The 16901-nt window shown below is 31.9% G+C and carries 10 protein-coding genes and 1 tRNA gene; 8 read left to right on the plus strand and 3 right to left on the minus strand.

Annotated elements, in window-relative coordinates; genetic code table 11:
• The first annotated feature begins 47 nt into the window (after positions 1-47).
• From rluF to E0Z07_RS10135, 8 genes are all read left to right on the plus strand, one after another.
• Positions 48-974, plus strand: coding sequence for a 23S rRNA pseudouridine(2604) synthase RluF (gene rluF, locus E0Z07_RS10100; RefSeq protein ID WP_131540661.1), 927 nt, complete (start codon positions 48-50; stop codon positions 972-974).
• 345 nt (positions 975-1319) lie between these two features.
• The gene (locus E0Z07_RS10105) at positions 1320-3662 is read left to right on the plus strand and encodes a TonB-dependent receptor (protein WP_131540662.1); all 2343 of its coding nucleotides are present in this window, start codon (positions 1320-1322) and stop codon (positions 3660-3662) included.
• A gap of 170 nt (positions 3663-3832) precedes the next feature.
• Positions 3833-5380: an IS21 family transposase gene (gene istA, locus E0Z07_RS10110; RefSeq protein ID WP_131540663.1), complete on the plus strand. Its 1548-nt coding sequence runs from the start codon at positions 3833-3835 to the stop codon at positions 5378-5380.
• A 25-nt stretch (positions 5381-5405) separates the two neighbouring features.
• Entirely contained in the window at positions 5406-6158 is a 753-nt protein-coding gene (gene istB, locus E0Z07_RS10115) for an IS21-like element helper ATPase IstB (RefSeq protein ID WP_131540664.1), read from the plus strand.
• Between the two features lie 353 nt (positions 6159-6511).
• A complete protein-coding gene (locus tag E0Z07_RS10120) occupies positions 6512-8284 on the plus strand; it encodes a DUF262 domain-containing protein (protein WP_131540665.1) in 1773 nt (590 codons plus the stop codon).
• A 4-nt stretch (positions 8285-8288) separates the two neighbouring features.
• Positions 8289-10769, plus strand: coding sequence for a GmrSD restriction endonuclease domain-containing protein (locus tag E0Z07_RS10125; protein ID WP_131540666.1), 2481 nt, complete (start codon positions 8289-8291; stop codon positions 10767-10769).
• Positions 10766-13816 carry a type I restriction endonuclease subunit R gene (locus tag E0Z07_RS10130; RefSeq protein WP_131540667.1) on the plus strand — a complete coding sequence of 1017 codons (3051 nt, stop codon included), beginning with the start codon at positions 10766-10768 and terminating at the stop codon, positions 13814-13816. Before E0Z07_RS10125 ends, E0Z07_RS10130 begins: the two co-directional genes overlap by 4 nt.
• A 2-nt stretch (positions 13817-13818) precedes the next feature.
• Positions 13819-14511 (plus strand): M48 family metallopeptidase, encoded by a 693-nt coding sequence (locus E0Z07_RS10135; protein WP_131540668.1) that lies wholly within the window; start codon positions 13819-13821, stop codon positions 14509-14511.
• A gap of 339 nt (positions 14512-14850) precedes the next feature.
• Here E0Z07_RS10135 and E0Z07_RS10140 read toward each other — a convergent pair whose 3' ends face one another.
• The 3 genes from E0Z07_RS10140 to E0Z07_RS10150 all read right to left on the minus strand — a co-directional run bounded on the left by E0Z07_RS10140 (position 14851) and on the right by E0Z07_RS10150 (position 16865).
• Positions 14851-15117 carry a helix-turn-helix domain-containing protein gene (locus E0Z07_RS10140; protein ID WP_131540669.1) on the minus strand — a complete coding sequence of 89 codons (267 nt, stop codon included), beginning with the start codon at positions 15115-15117 and terminating at the stop codon, positions 14851-14853.
• 111 nt (positions 15118-15228) lie between these two features.
• Positions 15229-16491 carry a site-specific integrase gene (locus E0Z07_RS10145; RefSeq protein ID WP_131540670.1) on the minus strand — a complete coding sequence of 421 codons (1263 nt, stop codon included), beginning with the start codon at positions 16489-16491 and terminating at the stop codon, positions 15229-15231.
• Between the two features lie 299 nt (positions 16492-16790).
• A tRNA-Pro gene (locus E0Z07_RS10150) sits at positions 16791-16865 on the minus strand.
• Positions 16866-16901: the final 36 nt, after the last annotated feature.

Genomic DNA, 16901 nt, shown 5'->3' on the forward strand with positions numbered 1-16901 from the left:
TCGTTATAGCATTGTTTAATAGCGAATAAAATAGCTAATTTTGTGATATGGAAAAAATGCAAACACGTTTAAATAAATATTTGTCTGAAGTAGGTTTTTGTTCTAGAAGAGAAGCAGATAGACTTATAGATGAGGGGAGAGTCACTGTCAATGGTGTAGTGCCAGAGATGGGGACAAAAGTGTCTGAAGATGATGAGATACGCGTAAATGGACAATTAATCATTAAAAAAAATGAAGAGAATGTTTATTTAGCTTTTTATAAACCTATTGGTATCGAGTGTACTACTAATACGAGTGTACGCGATAATATCGTGGACTATATTAATTATCCTAAACGCATCTTTCCAGTAGGACGATTAGATAAGGATAGTGAAGGGCTTATTCTGATGACGAATGATGGAGATATCGTGAATAAGATATTGCGCCAAAAGAACGATCATGAGAAAGAGTATATTGTCACTGTAAACAAGCCTATCACAGATCGTTTTATCCAACGTATGGGAGCTGGTGTACCAATATTAGACACAGTGACTAAGAAGTGTAGAGTAGAACAGATCAGTAAGACTGTGTTTAGAATATTTCTTACTCAAGGTTTGAACAGACAGATTAGACGTATGTGTGAGTATTTTGACTATGATGTAGTTGCATTAAAGAGGATACGTATTATTAATATTTCTCTAGATGTACCTGTGGGTACGTATAGAGACTTGACCAAAGCAGAATTAGATGAGCTTAATCGCTTAATAGAGCCTTCTGTAATGACAGAAGAGGCGAGTCTAAATAAGAATCAAGAGAGTCAGCAGAGTATTCGCCGTCGAATGACTACGGGTAAAGACTCAAGTAGAAGAGGAGGAAGTTATGCTAAGGATGAGCGTAGACCCAAGAAAAACTTCGATAGAGAACGCAATAATAGCGTGAATAAACCAAAAGAGGTTAAGAACGAAAGATTAAGAAATAGAAGAAGAGAGAACTAGTTTAGTTCTCTTTTTTTTGTTTGTACTAATTTCTAAAGCTTTTTTATTTAGAATTAATAAGCTTTAAAAGCACATTTTGTGAATAAAGTCAGAATTATAGGTAGTTCTGACTTTTTTTGTTTATAAAAGATATTAGTTAATAATATGTGAATTTTAGTAAAATATTAAAGGTTAATGTGTTTTGTTTTTAGAGTATTATAATGACGATTATTGTCTGTATTGAGTTGTTATTTATATTTATTCTAAGTTGTTATGGTTGTTTAGTTATAAGTAAATATATTTGTCTTCAATTTATAATTAATCTAAATAATATAATTACTAACACAACATTAAGTTCTTAGAACAATGAAACACTATCTACTATTAATTTTTGCAATTTTTAATATAGGACAGTTTGCTTCTTTTGCACAAGATAAACCAGTTGTCATTTCTGGGGTTGTACAAGATGCGAATGGAGAGCCTATTGATTATGCTACAGTCAGTTTATTAGATACTCATCATAGTGAGTTAACAGATAATAAAGGACGATATACTATTAAAACAAAGAGACCTGGTAAGTATAAATTAGTTGTACAACACGTCAGTTATGAATCTAAAGAGTATTCATTTGAGGTGAAAGCAGGCGAAAGTATAACACATAATTTCAAACTTGATACAAATAACTCTTTCTTAGACAATGTAGTACTACAAGTAAAACAGCCTATCGAGAAAGTGAGAGAATCTGCTTATAACGTAGTGGCTATAGATGCAAAACCACTATACAATACGTCATTAGATGTAGCTGGAGCACTAGATAGAGTGTCTGGAGTGAAAGTGCGCAAAGATGGAGGTGAGGGATCTGACTATAATTTCTCAATGAATGGATTTAGTGGTAAACACATTCGATTCTTTATAGATGGGGTACCTATGGAAGGGTTTGGTAGTGAGTTTAAGATAAACAACTTACCGATCACAATGGTTGACAGAATCGAAGTTTATAAAGGTGTAGTGCCTGTGGAGTTCGGATCTGATGCCTTAGGAGGAGTAGTGAATATTATCACAAACAAATCTAAAGAGACTAAAATAGATGCTTCATTTACTACTGGTTCATTCCATACATACAAGAGTCATCTGAATGTGAGTAAAGCCTTTAATAATGGTATAGTAGCTCAGTTAAATGCTTTTCAGAACTACTCAGATAACGATTATAAAGTATTAGTCCCTGTGGTAGATCTGCAATCAGGAGTTTATTCTAAAGAAAAACAATGGGTAAGACGCTTTAATGACCGATTCCAAACAGCTACTGTAGTGGCGAAAGTAGGGGTGGTAGATAAGTCTTATGCTGACCGACTGATGTTAGGGTTTACTTATGGAGAAGGAAAACGTGGTGTGCAGACAGGTACTATTATGGAAAAGGTATTCGGAGACAAGAAACGTCGTTCTGTAACAATTATGCCTTCATTAGAATATAGCAAAAAGAATCTATTTATAGATGGATTAGATGTAAGTATTACTTCAAATTATAACGGTGGATATAATCAAAATATAGATACCTCTTCTTATAAATATAACTGGGCAGGTGAACGTATCAAAACGTTAAAACAAGGTGAGTCTGGAGGAGGGCCTTCTATGACTAAGTTCTATGATCATAATGGTTCAACTACTTTTAATGTAAACTATAAATTAAATGACAAGCACTCATTTAGTTTTAATGATGTGATGTACTACTTCAACAGAAAGACAAAAGATCCATTAGCTGTAAAAGAAACTCAATCAGAAAAGAACAGTGAGATAAAAAGAAGTAGTTTTAAAAATATTATGGCACTGTCTTATCGCTATAATATTCTAGATAATCTGAATGTGTCTCTATTCAGTAAACACTACAGTATCAAACATACTTATCAAAGTGAAAGCACTAAAGTAGATAAAACAGGATACGGTATCGCTGCTACATATCTGTGGAAAGATCTACAGTTCAAAGCTTCTTATGAAAATACATTTAGACTACCTACTGATAGCGAGTTATTTGGAGATGGAGACTTAGTATGGGGAAATACAGGTCTAAAACCAGAACAGGGTAAAAACTATAACCTGAATATCAGTTACTCAGGTGTGATTAACAAAATACATGCAGTATTCGTAGATGCAGGTTTTGTATACAGAGATACTAAAGATTATATCCGCAGTAATCCTTATGGTTCAGGATCTCGTGCAACTAGTGTGAATATTGGAGGAGTAGAGAGCTATGGTATCAATGTGGAAGCTCGTTATACATACAATGATTTTATATATGCAGGAGGTAGTTTAACTTCTCAAAATATCAGAAGTAAACAAAAGTATACTATTGGAGATTATGGAGTGAAAAATCCATACTACAATGAGAGAATTCCTAATGAGCCTTATTTCTTTGGATCAGCTGATGTGGGGATTATCATTAAAGACTTAGGAAAGAAAAATAACAATTTAAATATAGGTTATAACCTGCGCTATATAGATCATTATAGTTACGATTTTAAAGGAATCGGTGAAGATCCTATATGGATTCCGTCTCAGGCTGTACATGATCTAAGTGCTTCATACAGTTTGTTTAATAATAAAATACACTTAACCGTAGAGGCTAATAACCTATTCGATAAACTAGCTTATGATAACTATAGTTTTCAAAAACCAGGAAGAAACTTCATGTTTAAAATACGCTATACATACTAAAATTACTAATCTATAATAAATATGGAGAATCCAGTGAAATTGACCACCTAATTCCGTTAAAAGTGACCATGTCATTCCGGTGGAAAGTGACCACCATATTCCGGTGAAATTGACCATCTAAAAAAACAAGTTAAAACATGTCTAAATATCTTAGCTAAAATGCAAGAGATATGGCTAATAAAAAGATCGACATGTTACAATTAAAACAATTACTACGTCTGTATACTCAAGGAGTAAGTAAACTTCAAATAAGTTCACAATTAGGTCTTTCACGTAATACTGTTAAGAAATATATTACTCTATTTACTACTTCAAAATTCACTTATGAAGAGATAAAAGAATTAAATGATGCAGATATAGAAGATTTATTTGACACTAAAGAATTGGATTCTGATGAAAAAGAAGCAATCTTGTATAAATATTTCCCTTACTTTACTAAAGAACTGCTTAAAACAGGAGTAACAAGACATATCTTGTGGGAAGAGTATCTTTTAAAACACCCTGAGGGTTATCGTTATTCTCAATTTTGCTATCATTTGCGAACCTGGCAGAAAAAAACATCTCCTTCTTTACATATGCAGCATAAGGCTGGAGATAAGATGTTTGTTGATTATACAGGAAAAAAGTTGTCTATTATTGATAAATCTACGGGGGAAATAACTTCTGTAGAAGTATTTATTGCCATTCTTGGTTCAAGTAGAATGACTTATGTAGAAGCCAGTCTAACTCAAAATACAGAAGATTTTATATCAAGCCTGACCAATTCCTTACATTTCTATCAAGGAGTTCCACTTGCTATTGTGCCTGATAATTTAAAAGCAGCTGTAACTAAAAGTGATAAATACGAGCCTAAAATAGCTCATAACCTCCAAGACTTTGCTCTGCATTACAACACAACTATTTTACCTGCAAGAAGCTACAAACCAAAAGATAAGGCCTTAGTAGAGAATGCAGTAAAAACAATTTATACTCGTGTATTTGCTCCACTTAGAAATAGGGAGTTTTTTAGTTTACAAGAACTAAATCAGGCAATAGCAGAATTGTTAGAACAACATAATGAGAAGCTACTTTCAAGAGAAAGAGTTTCAAGGAAAACGTTGTTTGAAGAAATAGAACAACCTGTTTTACAATCACTACCGAGACACAGGTATGAATTGAAATATGCGATAAAAGCAACTGTTCAAAAAATCAGTCACATCTACCTAAATAAAGACAAACACTACTATAGTGTTCCTTTCCATTACATTGGTAAAAAAGTAAATATTCTTTATAGCAAGGATATTGTTGATATATATCACAATCAAAGACTTATTGCTTCACACAATAGAGAATTAGGAAAGTATAGGTATACTACTGTAAAGGAACATATGCCTTCATCTCACCAATATATCACAGATTGGAATCCTACACAGTTTTTGAAATGGGGACAAGAAATAGGAGAATCTACACAAAAATATTTAGCAATGATATTAGATAAGCGACAACACCCTGAACAATCATATAAGTCATGTGCAGGAATTTTAAGCTTAGGTAAACGCTTTACTAATATTCGGTTAGAAAAGGCCTGCACACGTGGTTTAGAATACGAAAGATATAGTTATAAAATGATCAAAAGCATTTTAGAAAAGGGATTAGATGCTATTGAAGAACAACCATTAAACAAAGAAAGAGAAGTTCCTACTCATCAGAATATCAGAGGAGCAGCTTATTATCAATAGAACAATAATATTAAATTTTAGAAACATGAATCAAACAACTTTAGAAAAATTAAAGTATTTAAAACTTTATGGAATGCATAGAGCATTCGCGTCAACGCTACAACTTCCTACTTCGGATTATACAAATGATCAACTTATTGCTTATTTAACTGATAGTGAATATGATGATAGGGAGAACAGAAGAATAGAAAGGCTAATAAATACCGCTAAATTCAGATACAAAGCTTATATACAAGATATTAATATAGATTCATCCAGAAATATTGATAGGAATATGATTGATCGATTAGCTGCTTGTGAATTTATAAAACAGCAACAAAATATATTAATTACTGGTAGTACAGGGGTAGGGAAAAGTTATATTGCTTCTGCAATTGGTTATCAGGCTTGTATGTTAGGATATAAAGTTATGTACTTTAGTATCAATAAACTATTTTCTAAATTAAAGATGGCTAAAGGAGATGGCTCTTTTTCCAAGGAAATAGATCGAATTGAAAAACAAGACCTAATTATATTAGATGATTTTGGATTACAACCATTAGACAATCTTAAAAGACAAGATTTTATGGAAATTATTGAAGATCGCCATGGTAAGAGATCGACAATTATAGCTTCACAACTCCCTATTGAAACATGGCATGATATAATTGGAGAACAAACTATAGCTGACGCTATTTTAGATAGAATGGTACATAATTCTATTAGAATTGAACTTCATGGAGAGTCTCTAAGAAGTAAAAATACATTATTAAAAATTCAACAAAACTCTATTAAATAACTATACTTATTTTTTGTATTTTTAGCTGAAATATAAAACATGTTTTGGACTTGATTTTAGGTGGTCACTTTCCACCGGAATGACATGGTCACTTTCTCCGGAATCTACAGTTAAAGAATTGTGGGAAGAAGAAACAAAAGAAGAAGGTTTTAAATCATATTATTTGAAAGACAAACCTGGGTTTTTCAAGTAAACTATTTTATGGATAAGTTGAACTAATTATATCTACATTAATCAATGCATGATACAAGAGTTCTTGACGGGGTAAGCGCGGTTGGTGTAGATTGAATATAAAACCTTATGGTTTAACTAGTCGTGAAGTTTTTAATTAAATATTGCAAATAATAAAACTTATGGATGCTAAGCATGATTCTATGGTCGCTATTAAGAATTTTAAAGGTAAAAACTTTTTAATTAACAAGTATCAAAGGGGATATCGTTGGGGTAAAAGAGAAATATATGCCCTACTAAAAGATATTTTATCTTTTGATATTACCAGAGACGGTTTTTACTGTTTGCAACCGCTGGTTATGCTATATAAGGACGAGAATAATTTCGAATTAATTGATGGACAGCAAAGAGCTACTACTATTTTGTTGATTATAAAGTATTTACTAAAGGAAAATTATTTCCATATTCATTATGAAACAAGGAATTCAATAGATGATGGATCTAATGATTTTTTAACACGTTTGCATACTTTAGATTTCTCAGCAGTTTTACAATCTGAGTCAAAAGATATTGAAAATCATATATGGACTGTTTGGAAAGAATCCTTTTGCTATGAAAATAACATCGAAGATACGGTAGACAATTTTTATTTCTTTAAAGCGTACTGCTTAATTCAATTATGGTTTATTAAGAATGGCAATGGAGACTTTATTAAACATAATCTTTTAGAGTATACTAAGGTGATTTGGTATACTGAAGAAGTAGATGATAAAGATGTTGCTTTTACTTTTATTAATTTCAATGATGGTAAAATTCAATTGGATCAAGCAGAATTAGTGAAAGGTTTATTTGTGTTGGATATGAACAAGATAAGTGATTTTACGCGAAAGTCTTATGAGCTAAATCAATTTGCTGATGAATGGAATGCAATCGAACAACATTTACAAAGACCTGATTTTTGGAATTTTATTCAAAATAATCGATCAAATAAAGAATTAGCAAATAAAATTACCATCTTATTAGAAATTGAGAAAGGAAAGGGTGCCAAGGAAGAAGATTTGTATTACACTTTTCGACAGTATGAAAAAGCTTTTGAACGTGAAGAAAAACCAGAGTGGAGAAGCTTAGCAACTTTATACAATTTATTAGATGAATGGTACCATGATAGAGAAACATATCATTTAATGGGTGCTGTGGTGCATTTAACTACCAAAACTATACATACAGTTTTGGAAGAATATAGATCTTCAAGTAAGAAAAATCAATTAAAAAATTATTTAAAACAGATTTTAAAAGATGAGTTTTTTGAAGATAAAAAACAAAAGTTTAAGAGTAAATACGATATCAATGAGATTAAATATGGTAAAACGGGAGTTTTTCCAATTTTATTGCTATACAATATTGCAGTAGCACAATTACAAGATAAAAAATATTTGTTTCCATTTGATTTGTTTAATTTGACACGAGCCTGGAATATAGAACATATCTATGCTAAAAACTCAATGGGTTTTGAAAAGAATGAAGATTTGCAAGAATGGATGAAAGAGATAGAAGAACTATTTGCTGAAAATGCACAATTAAAACAGAATGAAGAATTAGAAGCTAAATTTAAACAGATAAAAGTAGATGATTTAGAAAGTGCTAATTTAAAGGTTAAGGACATTGAAACGCTTCTGGGAGATATTATAGATAAAGATCATTTATCTAATCTTTGTTTGTTGGATGATAAAACGAATATTCAAGTAGGAAAAAAAGTATTTAGAAAAAAGAGAAATATGATTCTTGAAGTGGATTCGTGTTTGGATCCAGAGGCTTATGTACCAGTTGCCACAAAACAAGTTTTCCAAAAGGCACTGACGCCATCAAGTGAGTTAACACTGAACTATTGGAATACAAGAGATAGAGATGCATATATGAGTGATATCTTGAATAAAATAACTGCTTTTTTAAATTAAAGTTATGATTATAAAATATACATTTCATCAATTATTAGCCAACCATATTATTGAGGTTCCTATTATCCAAAGGGATTATGCGCAAGGACGTCTTTCTGATAATGTAAATTACATTAGAGAACGATTTGTAAAATCATTAGTAAATAATATTGTTCAAAAGGAAGACTTACATCTTGGTTTTATTTATGGTAAGATTGAAGGGAAAGAGCGCCAAAGACAAGCAAAGCTTCATCAGGATTCAGTAAAAACCTTATTGCACACTGTAACACAATATGCGCATCAATTTAATATAGATGTAGAGACAAAAATTAATATTAATGAAATTGATGAAACGAGTAGTTTAATTTTTATACCACTTGATGGGCAACAGCGTTTAACCACTTTGTTTTTGTTGTATTGGTATATTTCCATGAGAAAAGGAGTGGTCTCTAAAGAGTTATTAAATTTTAGATATAATAATAGAAAACTAGCTTTGGCATTTTTCGAGGAGTTAACTACTAAAGGTAATATCGAAGTTATTCATAAAGAGCTAAGCGAAGAACTGGACAAACAAATCACAAAATATACGTGGTATTTAGATAAATGGAAATATGATGCCACTGTAAGTGGAGCTTTGGTAATGCTTCAAACTATACATAAAGAGTTTTCTACTCATAAAGAATTCGATTTTATGTCAATTAATCTCAAGGATTTACCATTTAAGTTTGATTTTTTAGACCTAGATGATTTAAGACAGTCTGATGAATTATATATAAAAATGAACGAAAGAGGTAAACAATTGACCGATTTTGAGCATTTTAAAGCATGGCTTCAAGATTGTATGAATAAAAAACAACTTTCAGTTGATGATAAGGCCTTTTTGGAAAGATTTTGGAAAAAGATTGATACAGATTGGTTGAATTTCTTTTGGAAAAAAATAGATGCTGATTTTAGATCACTAGATGATTTCTATTTTAATTATTTAAAGACATTGGCAATAAATTTTCATTTATCTACTTCTAAGAATACGGCTTTACCTAATCATTTAAAGGAATTATTACAAAAGATTAGAAATAGTGATACTTACGACAAACAATCTGTAAAATATATTCCCCTAAGTCAATTTATAATTGAATTAAAGAATGACAGTGGTATATTGGAAATTTTTGAGCTGTTTTCTATTGATTGTTTAAGATATATTGATAGTATAATGTCAACCTTAATTGGAGTTGAGGAAGATATTAAATATAAAATAAATTCGATTGTCAAGGAACCGTTTGTTTCGAAGGGAAAGAATATTTTATCACTTTATCTCAAAAATAATGCTTTCACTCCAAACTATTGGGACCAAGTTTATTATTACTTTATTTTAGAACTTCTAAAGTCTAATAAAATAAATATTGATTTTTGGATACGTAGTATGAGGAATATTATTTACAATACCTACATACAAAGTCCAGATAATGTATTCGATGCACTTAAAAGCATAGGTACATTACTGTCTTCAGACATACTAGATTTAGAAGAAGCTTTGAAGTCAGAAAAATTTAGTTTATCATTTTTCGATAAAAGTCAAATTACCGAAGAAAGATATAAATGTACGTTGGATCCTACAGTATGGGATTTTAATAAAATTCACAAGCTTGAAGATCATGAATATTTTATGGGACAAATTCAATTTGCGTTTGACTTAGCCACTGGTGATAAAGATCTATTTACAAAATACTCTGATTTACTTTCAGAGCTGTTTTCAACAAGAAATAATGAAATTTATTTGCAGCAAGCATTACTAACAAAAGGGGACTACCTTGTTAAAAGAACAAATCATTCATTTTGCCGTATATCTTATGATTCTTTAAGGAGTCGTAATGACAATTGGAGACAAATATTTGATGATGAAAAAAGAAGAAATCTATTAAGGAGTTTGTTGGATAACTTATTAGATCTTTCAGATCTTGATCTTGTAAATAAATTAAAGACAATAATTAAAAACCATAAATTTACTAAAGAAGATTGGGAATATTACTTTGTGGAAAACGGAGGAGCTATAAAAGAGTGTAAATACAATGAGATTAGATGGTTTTCGGCAAATGATGTTCGACTTTTACATTCCACAGCTATAACAGGATATCATTTAGAATTGAGAACTATGTGGCTATTTCAAGAATTAGAAAATCTTAAATTTGATATAAATCCGTTTGAAACTAAGGAATATCTGTGGGATAAAAATACAGGTGGATCTCCTGGAATTAAATTATCTTCTTTTAAATTAGGAGAAAAAGTCTATGACCTAGACATCAGATTTGCAAAAGATGGGGCAGGATATGAATGTTGCTTTTTCCATAAGGCAGCCACAATTAATGATAGATCTGCTGATGAAATAGTGATTAAATCGCTGGGTGATTTTATTTATGATGATGAATATAAGCATTATTTTAAAAAAGTCGATAAAGAGAAAATGATAGAATATTTATCTATATTAACGAGTAAATTGTCAACACTATGATCAACCCAATAGAACGCATCACTCAAAATCGTATCATTCAATTGTTTCAAGAACAATTGGGATATAGCTATTATGGCAATTGGGAAAAACGAGAACACAATAGCAACGTAGAGCAAGAGATCTTAAAGAGAAATCTACTCAAGCGTGGTTATTCAGAAACCTTAGCGAATAAAGCAGTAAAGGAAGTGTACGATTTGGCAAATACCAATGCAGGTGGATTGTATCAGCGCAATAAAGAAGTGTATTCGCTATTGCGTTATGGTGTGAAAGCTCGTCCTGAATTGGGAGAGAACTTTGAAACCATTTTTCCGATTGATTGGCAGAATTGGCAAAACAACGAATTTGGTATAGCGGAAGAAGTTACTTTAGCCAAAGGGCAAAATGTACGCCGCCCAGATATCGTGTTATATGTCAATGGAATTGCGTTGGGGGTTTTAGAATTAAAACGTGGAACAATTGATATTTCGGAAAGTATTCGACAATCTATTTCCAATCAAAAAGAATTGTTTAATGAGTGGTTTTATAGTACAGTTCAATTCCTTTTTGCAGGAAATAATACACAAGGTTTACGATATGGAACTATTGAGACGCCAGATAAATATTTTTTATCTTGGAAAGAAGATGAACAAGAAAACGAAGATTATAAATTAGACAAATACCTCAAAAAACTTTGCGACAAACAACGTTTATTGGATATTATCTATAATGGTGTTGTGTTTGATGCAGGTGTGAAAAAACTACCTCGTCCACATCAATATTTCGCCTTGCAAGAAGCCCAGCCATTTATCAAGCGCAGAGAAGGCGGAATCATTTGGCATACCCAAGGTTCGGGTAAATCCTTGATGATGGTGATGTTGGGCAAGTGGATTTTGGAAAATGTTGCCAATTCACGTATTGTTATTTTAACAGATAGAACCGAATTAGATGACCAGATAGAACGAGTATTCAATGATGTAGGTGAAACTGATATTGCTAAAACCAAATCAGGAAAAGAATTGATGGACTTCTTAACTTCACCACGCCCTCGATTAGTATGTTCGTTGATTCATAAATTCGGCAATAAAACAGAAACTGATTTTGATGCATTCATTAAAGAATTGCAAGATAATCCTGTAAAAACGCAAGGCGAAATCTTTGTATTTATCGACGAATGTCACCGTACGCAAAGCGGTAAGTTAAACCAAGTAATGAAGGCAGTATTACAAAATGCAGTTTTCATCGGTTTTACAGGTACACCTTTGTTGAAAGAAGATAAGAAAACTACTATGGATGTTTTTGGAAGATACATTCATACCTATAAATTCAACGAGGCAGTAGAAGATGGAGTGGTAAAAGATTTGATGTATGAAGGGAGAAATATTGAACAAAACCTGACTTCACAAGCTAAAATCGATCAATGGTTTGAATCAAAAACGGCTGGTCTGAATGATTTCCAACGAAATGAACTGAAGAAAAAATGGGGAACCATGCAAAATGTCTTGAGTTCTAAAAGTCGCATGGAAAAGATTGTAGCTGATATTATTTTTGATTTTCAAACCAAAACACGTCTGCGTTCGCAAATGGGAAATGCTATTTTGGTGGCATCGAGTATATATGAAGCTTGCAAGTATTACAATTTGTTCCTGCAAAGTGAATTAAAGAATAAATGTGCGATTATTACCTCATATAATCCCAATATGCGTGATGTATCAACTGAAGATACGGGTGCTGATACAGAAACGGATAAAGAATATATTTTTAATACATATACAGAGCTATTAAAAGAAGTTCAGTCCAGTGGTAATAAATCGAAGACAGAAACTTACGAATCTGAAAGTAAAGAACGTTTCAGAAAGGAACCAGCCAAAATGAAATTACTTATCGTAGTTTCTAAATTATTGACCGGTTTTGATGCGCCACCTTGTTCGTATATCTATATCGACAAAAAGATGCAGGATCATACCTTATTTCAAGCCATTTGTCGTGTGAATCGTTTGGATACCGATGATAAAGACTATGGTTACATCGTCGATTATATGGAGTTATTTGGCAATGTAACCGATGCCATTAATGTTTATACGTCCGAATTGGATAGTGAAGGATTCACAAAAGAAGAGGTTGAGATTAATCTAAAGGATCGATTAAAGATTGCTGTAGATCGTTTGTTAACAGCGTTGGAAACGGTAGAGTTCATTTGTGAATCAGTAGAATTTCCAAAAGCCGATATTGATTTTATTCGTTATTTCTGTGGAAATACAGAAAATCCAGAAGATTTAAAATCAAATGAATATAAACGCATGGCTCTATATAAAGCTATTGTAGAATATATTAGAGCTTATGCGAATCTGAAAGCTGATTTTGTCAATACTACTTTTACAGAAGCAGAAGTGAAGCGTTTTCATCAAAAGATGGAAGACTATTTGAATTTACGAGAGATCATTCGTAAAGCTTCAGGTGAAACTATTGATTTGAAAGCCTATGAAGCAGATATGCGTTTCTTAATTGACACCTATATCAAAGCAGAAGAGTCTGAAAAAGTGTCTCCCTTTGATGATATTTCCTTATTAGATTTGATGGAGACTGATATGGAGAAGGCTATTGATTCTTTGCCAAAAGGAATTAAGGGGAATAAGGAAGCCGTTGCAGAAACCATTGAAAATAATGTACGAAGCAAGATTGTAGAAGAGCATTTATTAGATCCAAAATATTTTGACCAAATGTCCGTTTTGTTACAAGAATTAATAGAACGCAGAAAACAAGAAACGGTTTCTTATCAAGAATACTTGGTAAAGATGGCAGAGCTAATCCGACAAGTTAATCGAGGTAAAAAGGATGATATACCAGTTTCATTAAACACAAAAGGCAAAGTAGCCTTGTACCATACTTTAGGCGATGAAGAAATGGCTTTGGCTTGTGAAGAAGCAGTCCAATATGTCAAACAGGAAGGATTTAGAGAAAACTTAGCCCGCCAGCGTATGGTGAAGAAAGCTATTTTTGATGTAGTAAAAGATATTGATAAAGTAGAAGAAGTTTATAAAATCATCGAAGCTCATAAAGACGAATATTAAAAATGACAGAACGTATAGAGATAGGGGAAGTAGAGATAGAGGTGACGTTCAAAGATATTAAGAACTTGCATCTGAGTGTGCATCCACCTTATGGACAAGTAACAATATCTTCTCCATTGTTTTATGATTTAGAAAAAGTGAAGATTTACGCTGCTACTAAATTAGGATGGATTAAAAAAGAGCAGCGTAAATTTTTAGAACAACTGCGAGAAGAGCCGAGAGTATTTAAAAATCAAGAGAGTCACTTTTTCTTTGGAGATCGTTATTTATTGAAGTTAGAAGAGAGTACGAGAAATAAAGTTGAAATCGCTGGTAAAAAGATTGTTTTAAAATCTTCAGATTTGAACAATGTTAAACAACTGCAAGCTACTCTGTATGCTTTTTACCGTAAAGAATTACGAAAGTATTTAGAGGCTAGGATTGTTTATTTTGCAGCGTTGATGAATATTGAATCACCTAGCTTCAAAATTCGAACTATGAAAACCAAATGGGGGAGTTGTGCTACAGATCAGCAACGAATATGGTTTAATATCGAATTGGCTAAAAAGCCTTTAGACTGTATTGATTACATTGTTGTTCATGAACTAATTCACTTGATAGAACGTCATCACAATAAACGATTTGTATTGTTAATGAATCAATATTATCCATCCTGGTGCACCCAGAAAAAGAAATTAAATGAGTTGCCTTTGTAATAAAACTATGTTTACATTATTACAAAGATCAAACACTTATATTACGTGATGTATGGAATAATTAGAGAGACTCGTAGGCTTTTTAATTAAATTGTTTTAAAATGAGTTTTTTATATATTAATGAATTAAGTATAGTTGTATAGATTTTTTTAGTATATTTAGTATTAAATTAATACACTAAAAATCATCGATTTAAAAGCTCAGCTATTTCATGGCACAAAAAGTTACAAAAGCCTGAAGGTAGCTATTTATAAGACATATGGAGTAGGGGGTAAATCCCTCTTTTACCAATAAAATAAAAACACCCCAACTACCACACAATAGTTGGGGTGTTTTACTTCATTCACTCTCCATCATCTTTAAAATATCCTCATACCTATAAAACATCAATCCACCAATCTTTTTAAATGGTATGGTACCATTTATTCTCATATTTTGTAAGGTACCAGGAGAAATACCAAGAAGCTTTCTTACCTCATAGCTTTTAATCCATTGTTTTATTTCTTGATCTTTCTTTCTATTAAAAGGGCTATACCTTCTTATCTCAGTAATAATCTCTTGTTTAAAAATCTCAAGGTCTTCTTTTGTAATAAATTCTACTTTCATAATAATAGTATTTAGGGTTAGTTTTGATTTGTTTTAAGCTGCTATAAGCTTAGTTCTAACCCTAAATAACAATTTGTATGTGTTGGTTTAGTTCTGTTGTCTTTGGGAGGTTTAATTTGACTTTTCAAAGTTGTACTTGTGATTTTCCTGAATAAGTCTTCTTTCTCTTAGGTTATCCATATCTTCACCCAGTTTATGTTCTAATACCTTCGCATAGATTTGAGTTGTTTTAATAGCCGTATGCCCAAGCATCTTACTCACGGACTCAATTGGCACACCATTATTTAGTGTAATGGTTGTGGCAAAGGTATGTCTGGCTAAGTGAAAAGATAAGTTCTTATCTATTTCACAGATAATAGCAATCTCTTTTAAGTAACCATTCATTCGTTGGTTACTAATAACTGGGAACAGTTTGCCTTTGGCAAAAGCAATAGGATGGTCTTTGTATTTTTCAATTAGTTCTAAAGCTTCAGGTAATAGCGGAACCCTTACAGGTATTTTAGTTTTCTCTCTGCTTGATATAATCCAATCTTTCCCATCGCTTCCTTTGGCTATATTTTGTGGTGCTAAGTGAAAGATGTCTATATAAGCTAAACCAGTATAACAACTAAATAAAAACATATCAAGAACGGATTGTAATCTTTCAATAGCAAAATTTTTGTTTACAAGGATTTCAAGTTCAGATTTAGTTAAGTGTCCTCTTTCTGTCTTCTCAAATTGAAGTTTATATTTGGTAAAGGGATCTTTCTCCATCCATTCCATGGTGATAGCTAAGTTGATTAACTTTTTAAACCTTTCAATATGTTTCATAATACCATTGTTATTTAAGGGTTGATGTTTGTGAATAGGTTTGCAGTTTCTCAGGAAGTTTTCAAAGTCAAAGATAAATTTGTAGTTAATCTCGCTTAAATAGACGTCAGTTCGATTGTGTACTTTACGCAAATAGCTTTTAAGGTACTTTTCCGTAGAGAAGTAGTTCTTTAGTGTACCATAAGCTAATTTACTTGTAGCAATCTCTCTGTGATAGTCTATAAGCTTTAAAAGAGATGATTCAGTATCATCATGTCCAAGAAAGATGTTTTTAACAGCTCCAATAGAGACAACTCTTTTTTGTTGGACTAATTGATGATAGGCATCTGTAATGAGAGAACGTACTCGCTCAATATGTGCATTGATTCGAACCGTATCCTCACTTTTTCCTTTTGCTTTTCCTTTAATGTTATCCCAAGAAGTAGGGGATATTTTTAGTTTTAAAGAAATTTCTGTTCGTTGTCCGTTTACTGTAACCCTAGCGTATATAAGGGATGGGACTGTTTTGTTTGAATTAGAAATACGTATAATGAAGTGTATTCCAAATGTGTTTTTTGTTTTCATATCAATCTATTTTAATGTTAACCGAACTGTTTTGATATGGTTTTAAAAAACTACTCACCAGAATAGTACTCAAACAAGACCAAAAAGCACTGAATTAAACTAAAATAAATTGTATTTAATTTATTGAAATACAATTAGTTAAACTCGATTCGGTGAGCTAATTTACCTTTTAAAAATAGCTCACCTAATAGCTCACATTTAGATTGATTTACAATGGATTATTATGATATATTTAAAAATAAAAAAATCCGTAAGTAATTGATACTTACGGATTTAGGCACATTCTGATACCGAAAAAGTCGGGGTGGCAGGATTCGAACCTGCGACCTCCTGCTCCCAAAGCAGGCGCGATGACCGGGCTACGCTACACCCCGCTAGACTTAATCTGTCATTGCGAGTGCAAAGGTAAT

Source organism: Myroides odoratimimus (assembly GCF_004337635.1).
In the GTDB taxonomy this organism is placed as follows: domain Bacteria; phylum Bacteroidota; class Bacteroidia; order Flavobacteriales; family Flavobacteriaceae; genus Flavobacterium; species Flavobacterium odoratimimum.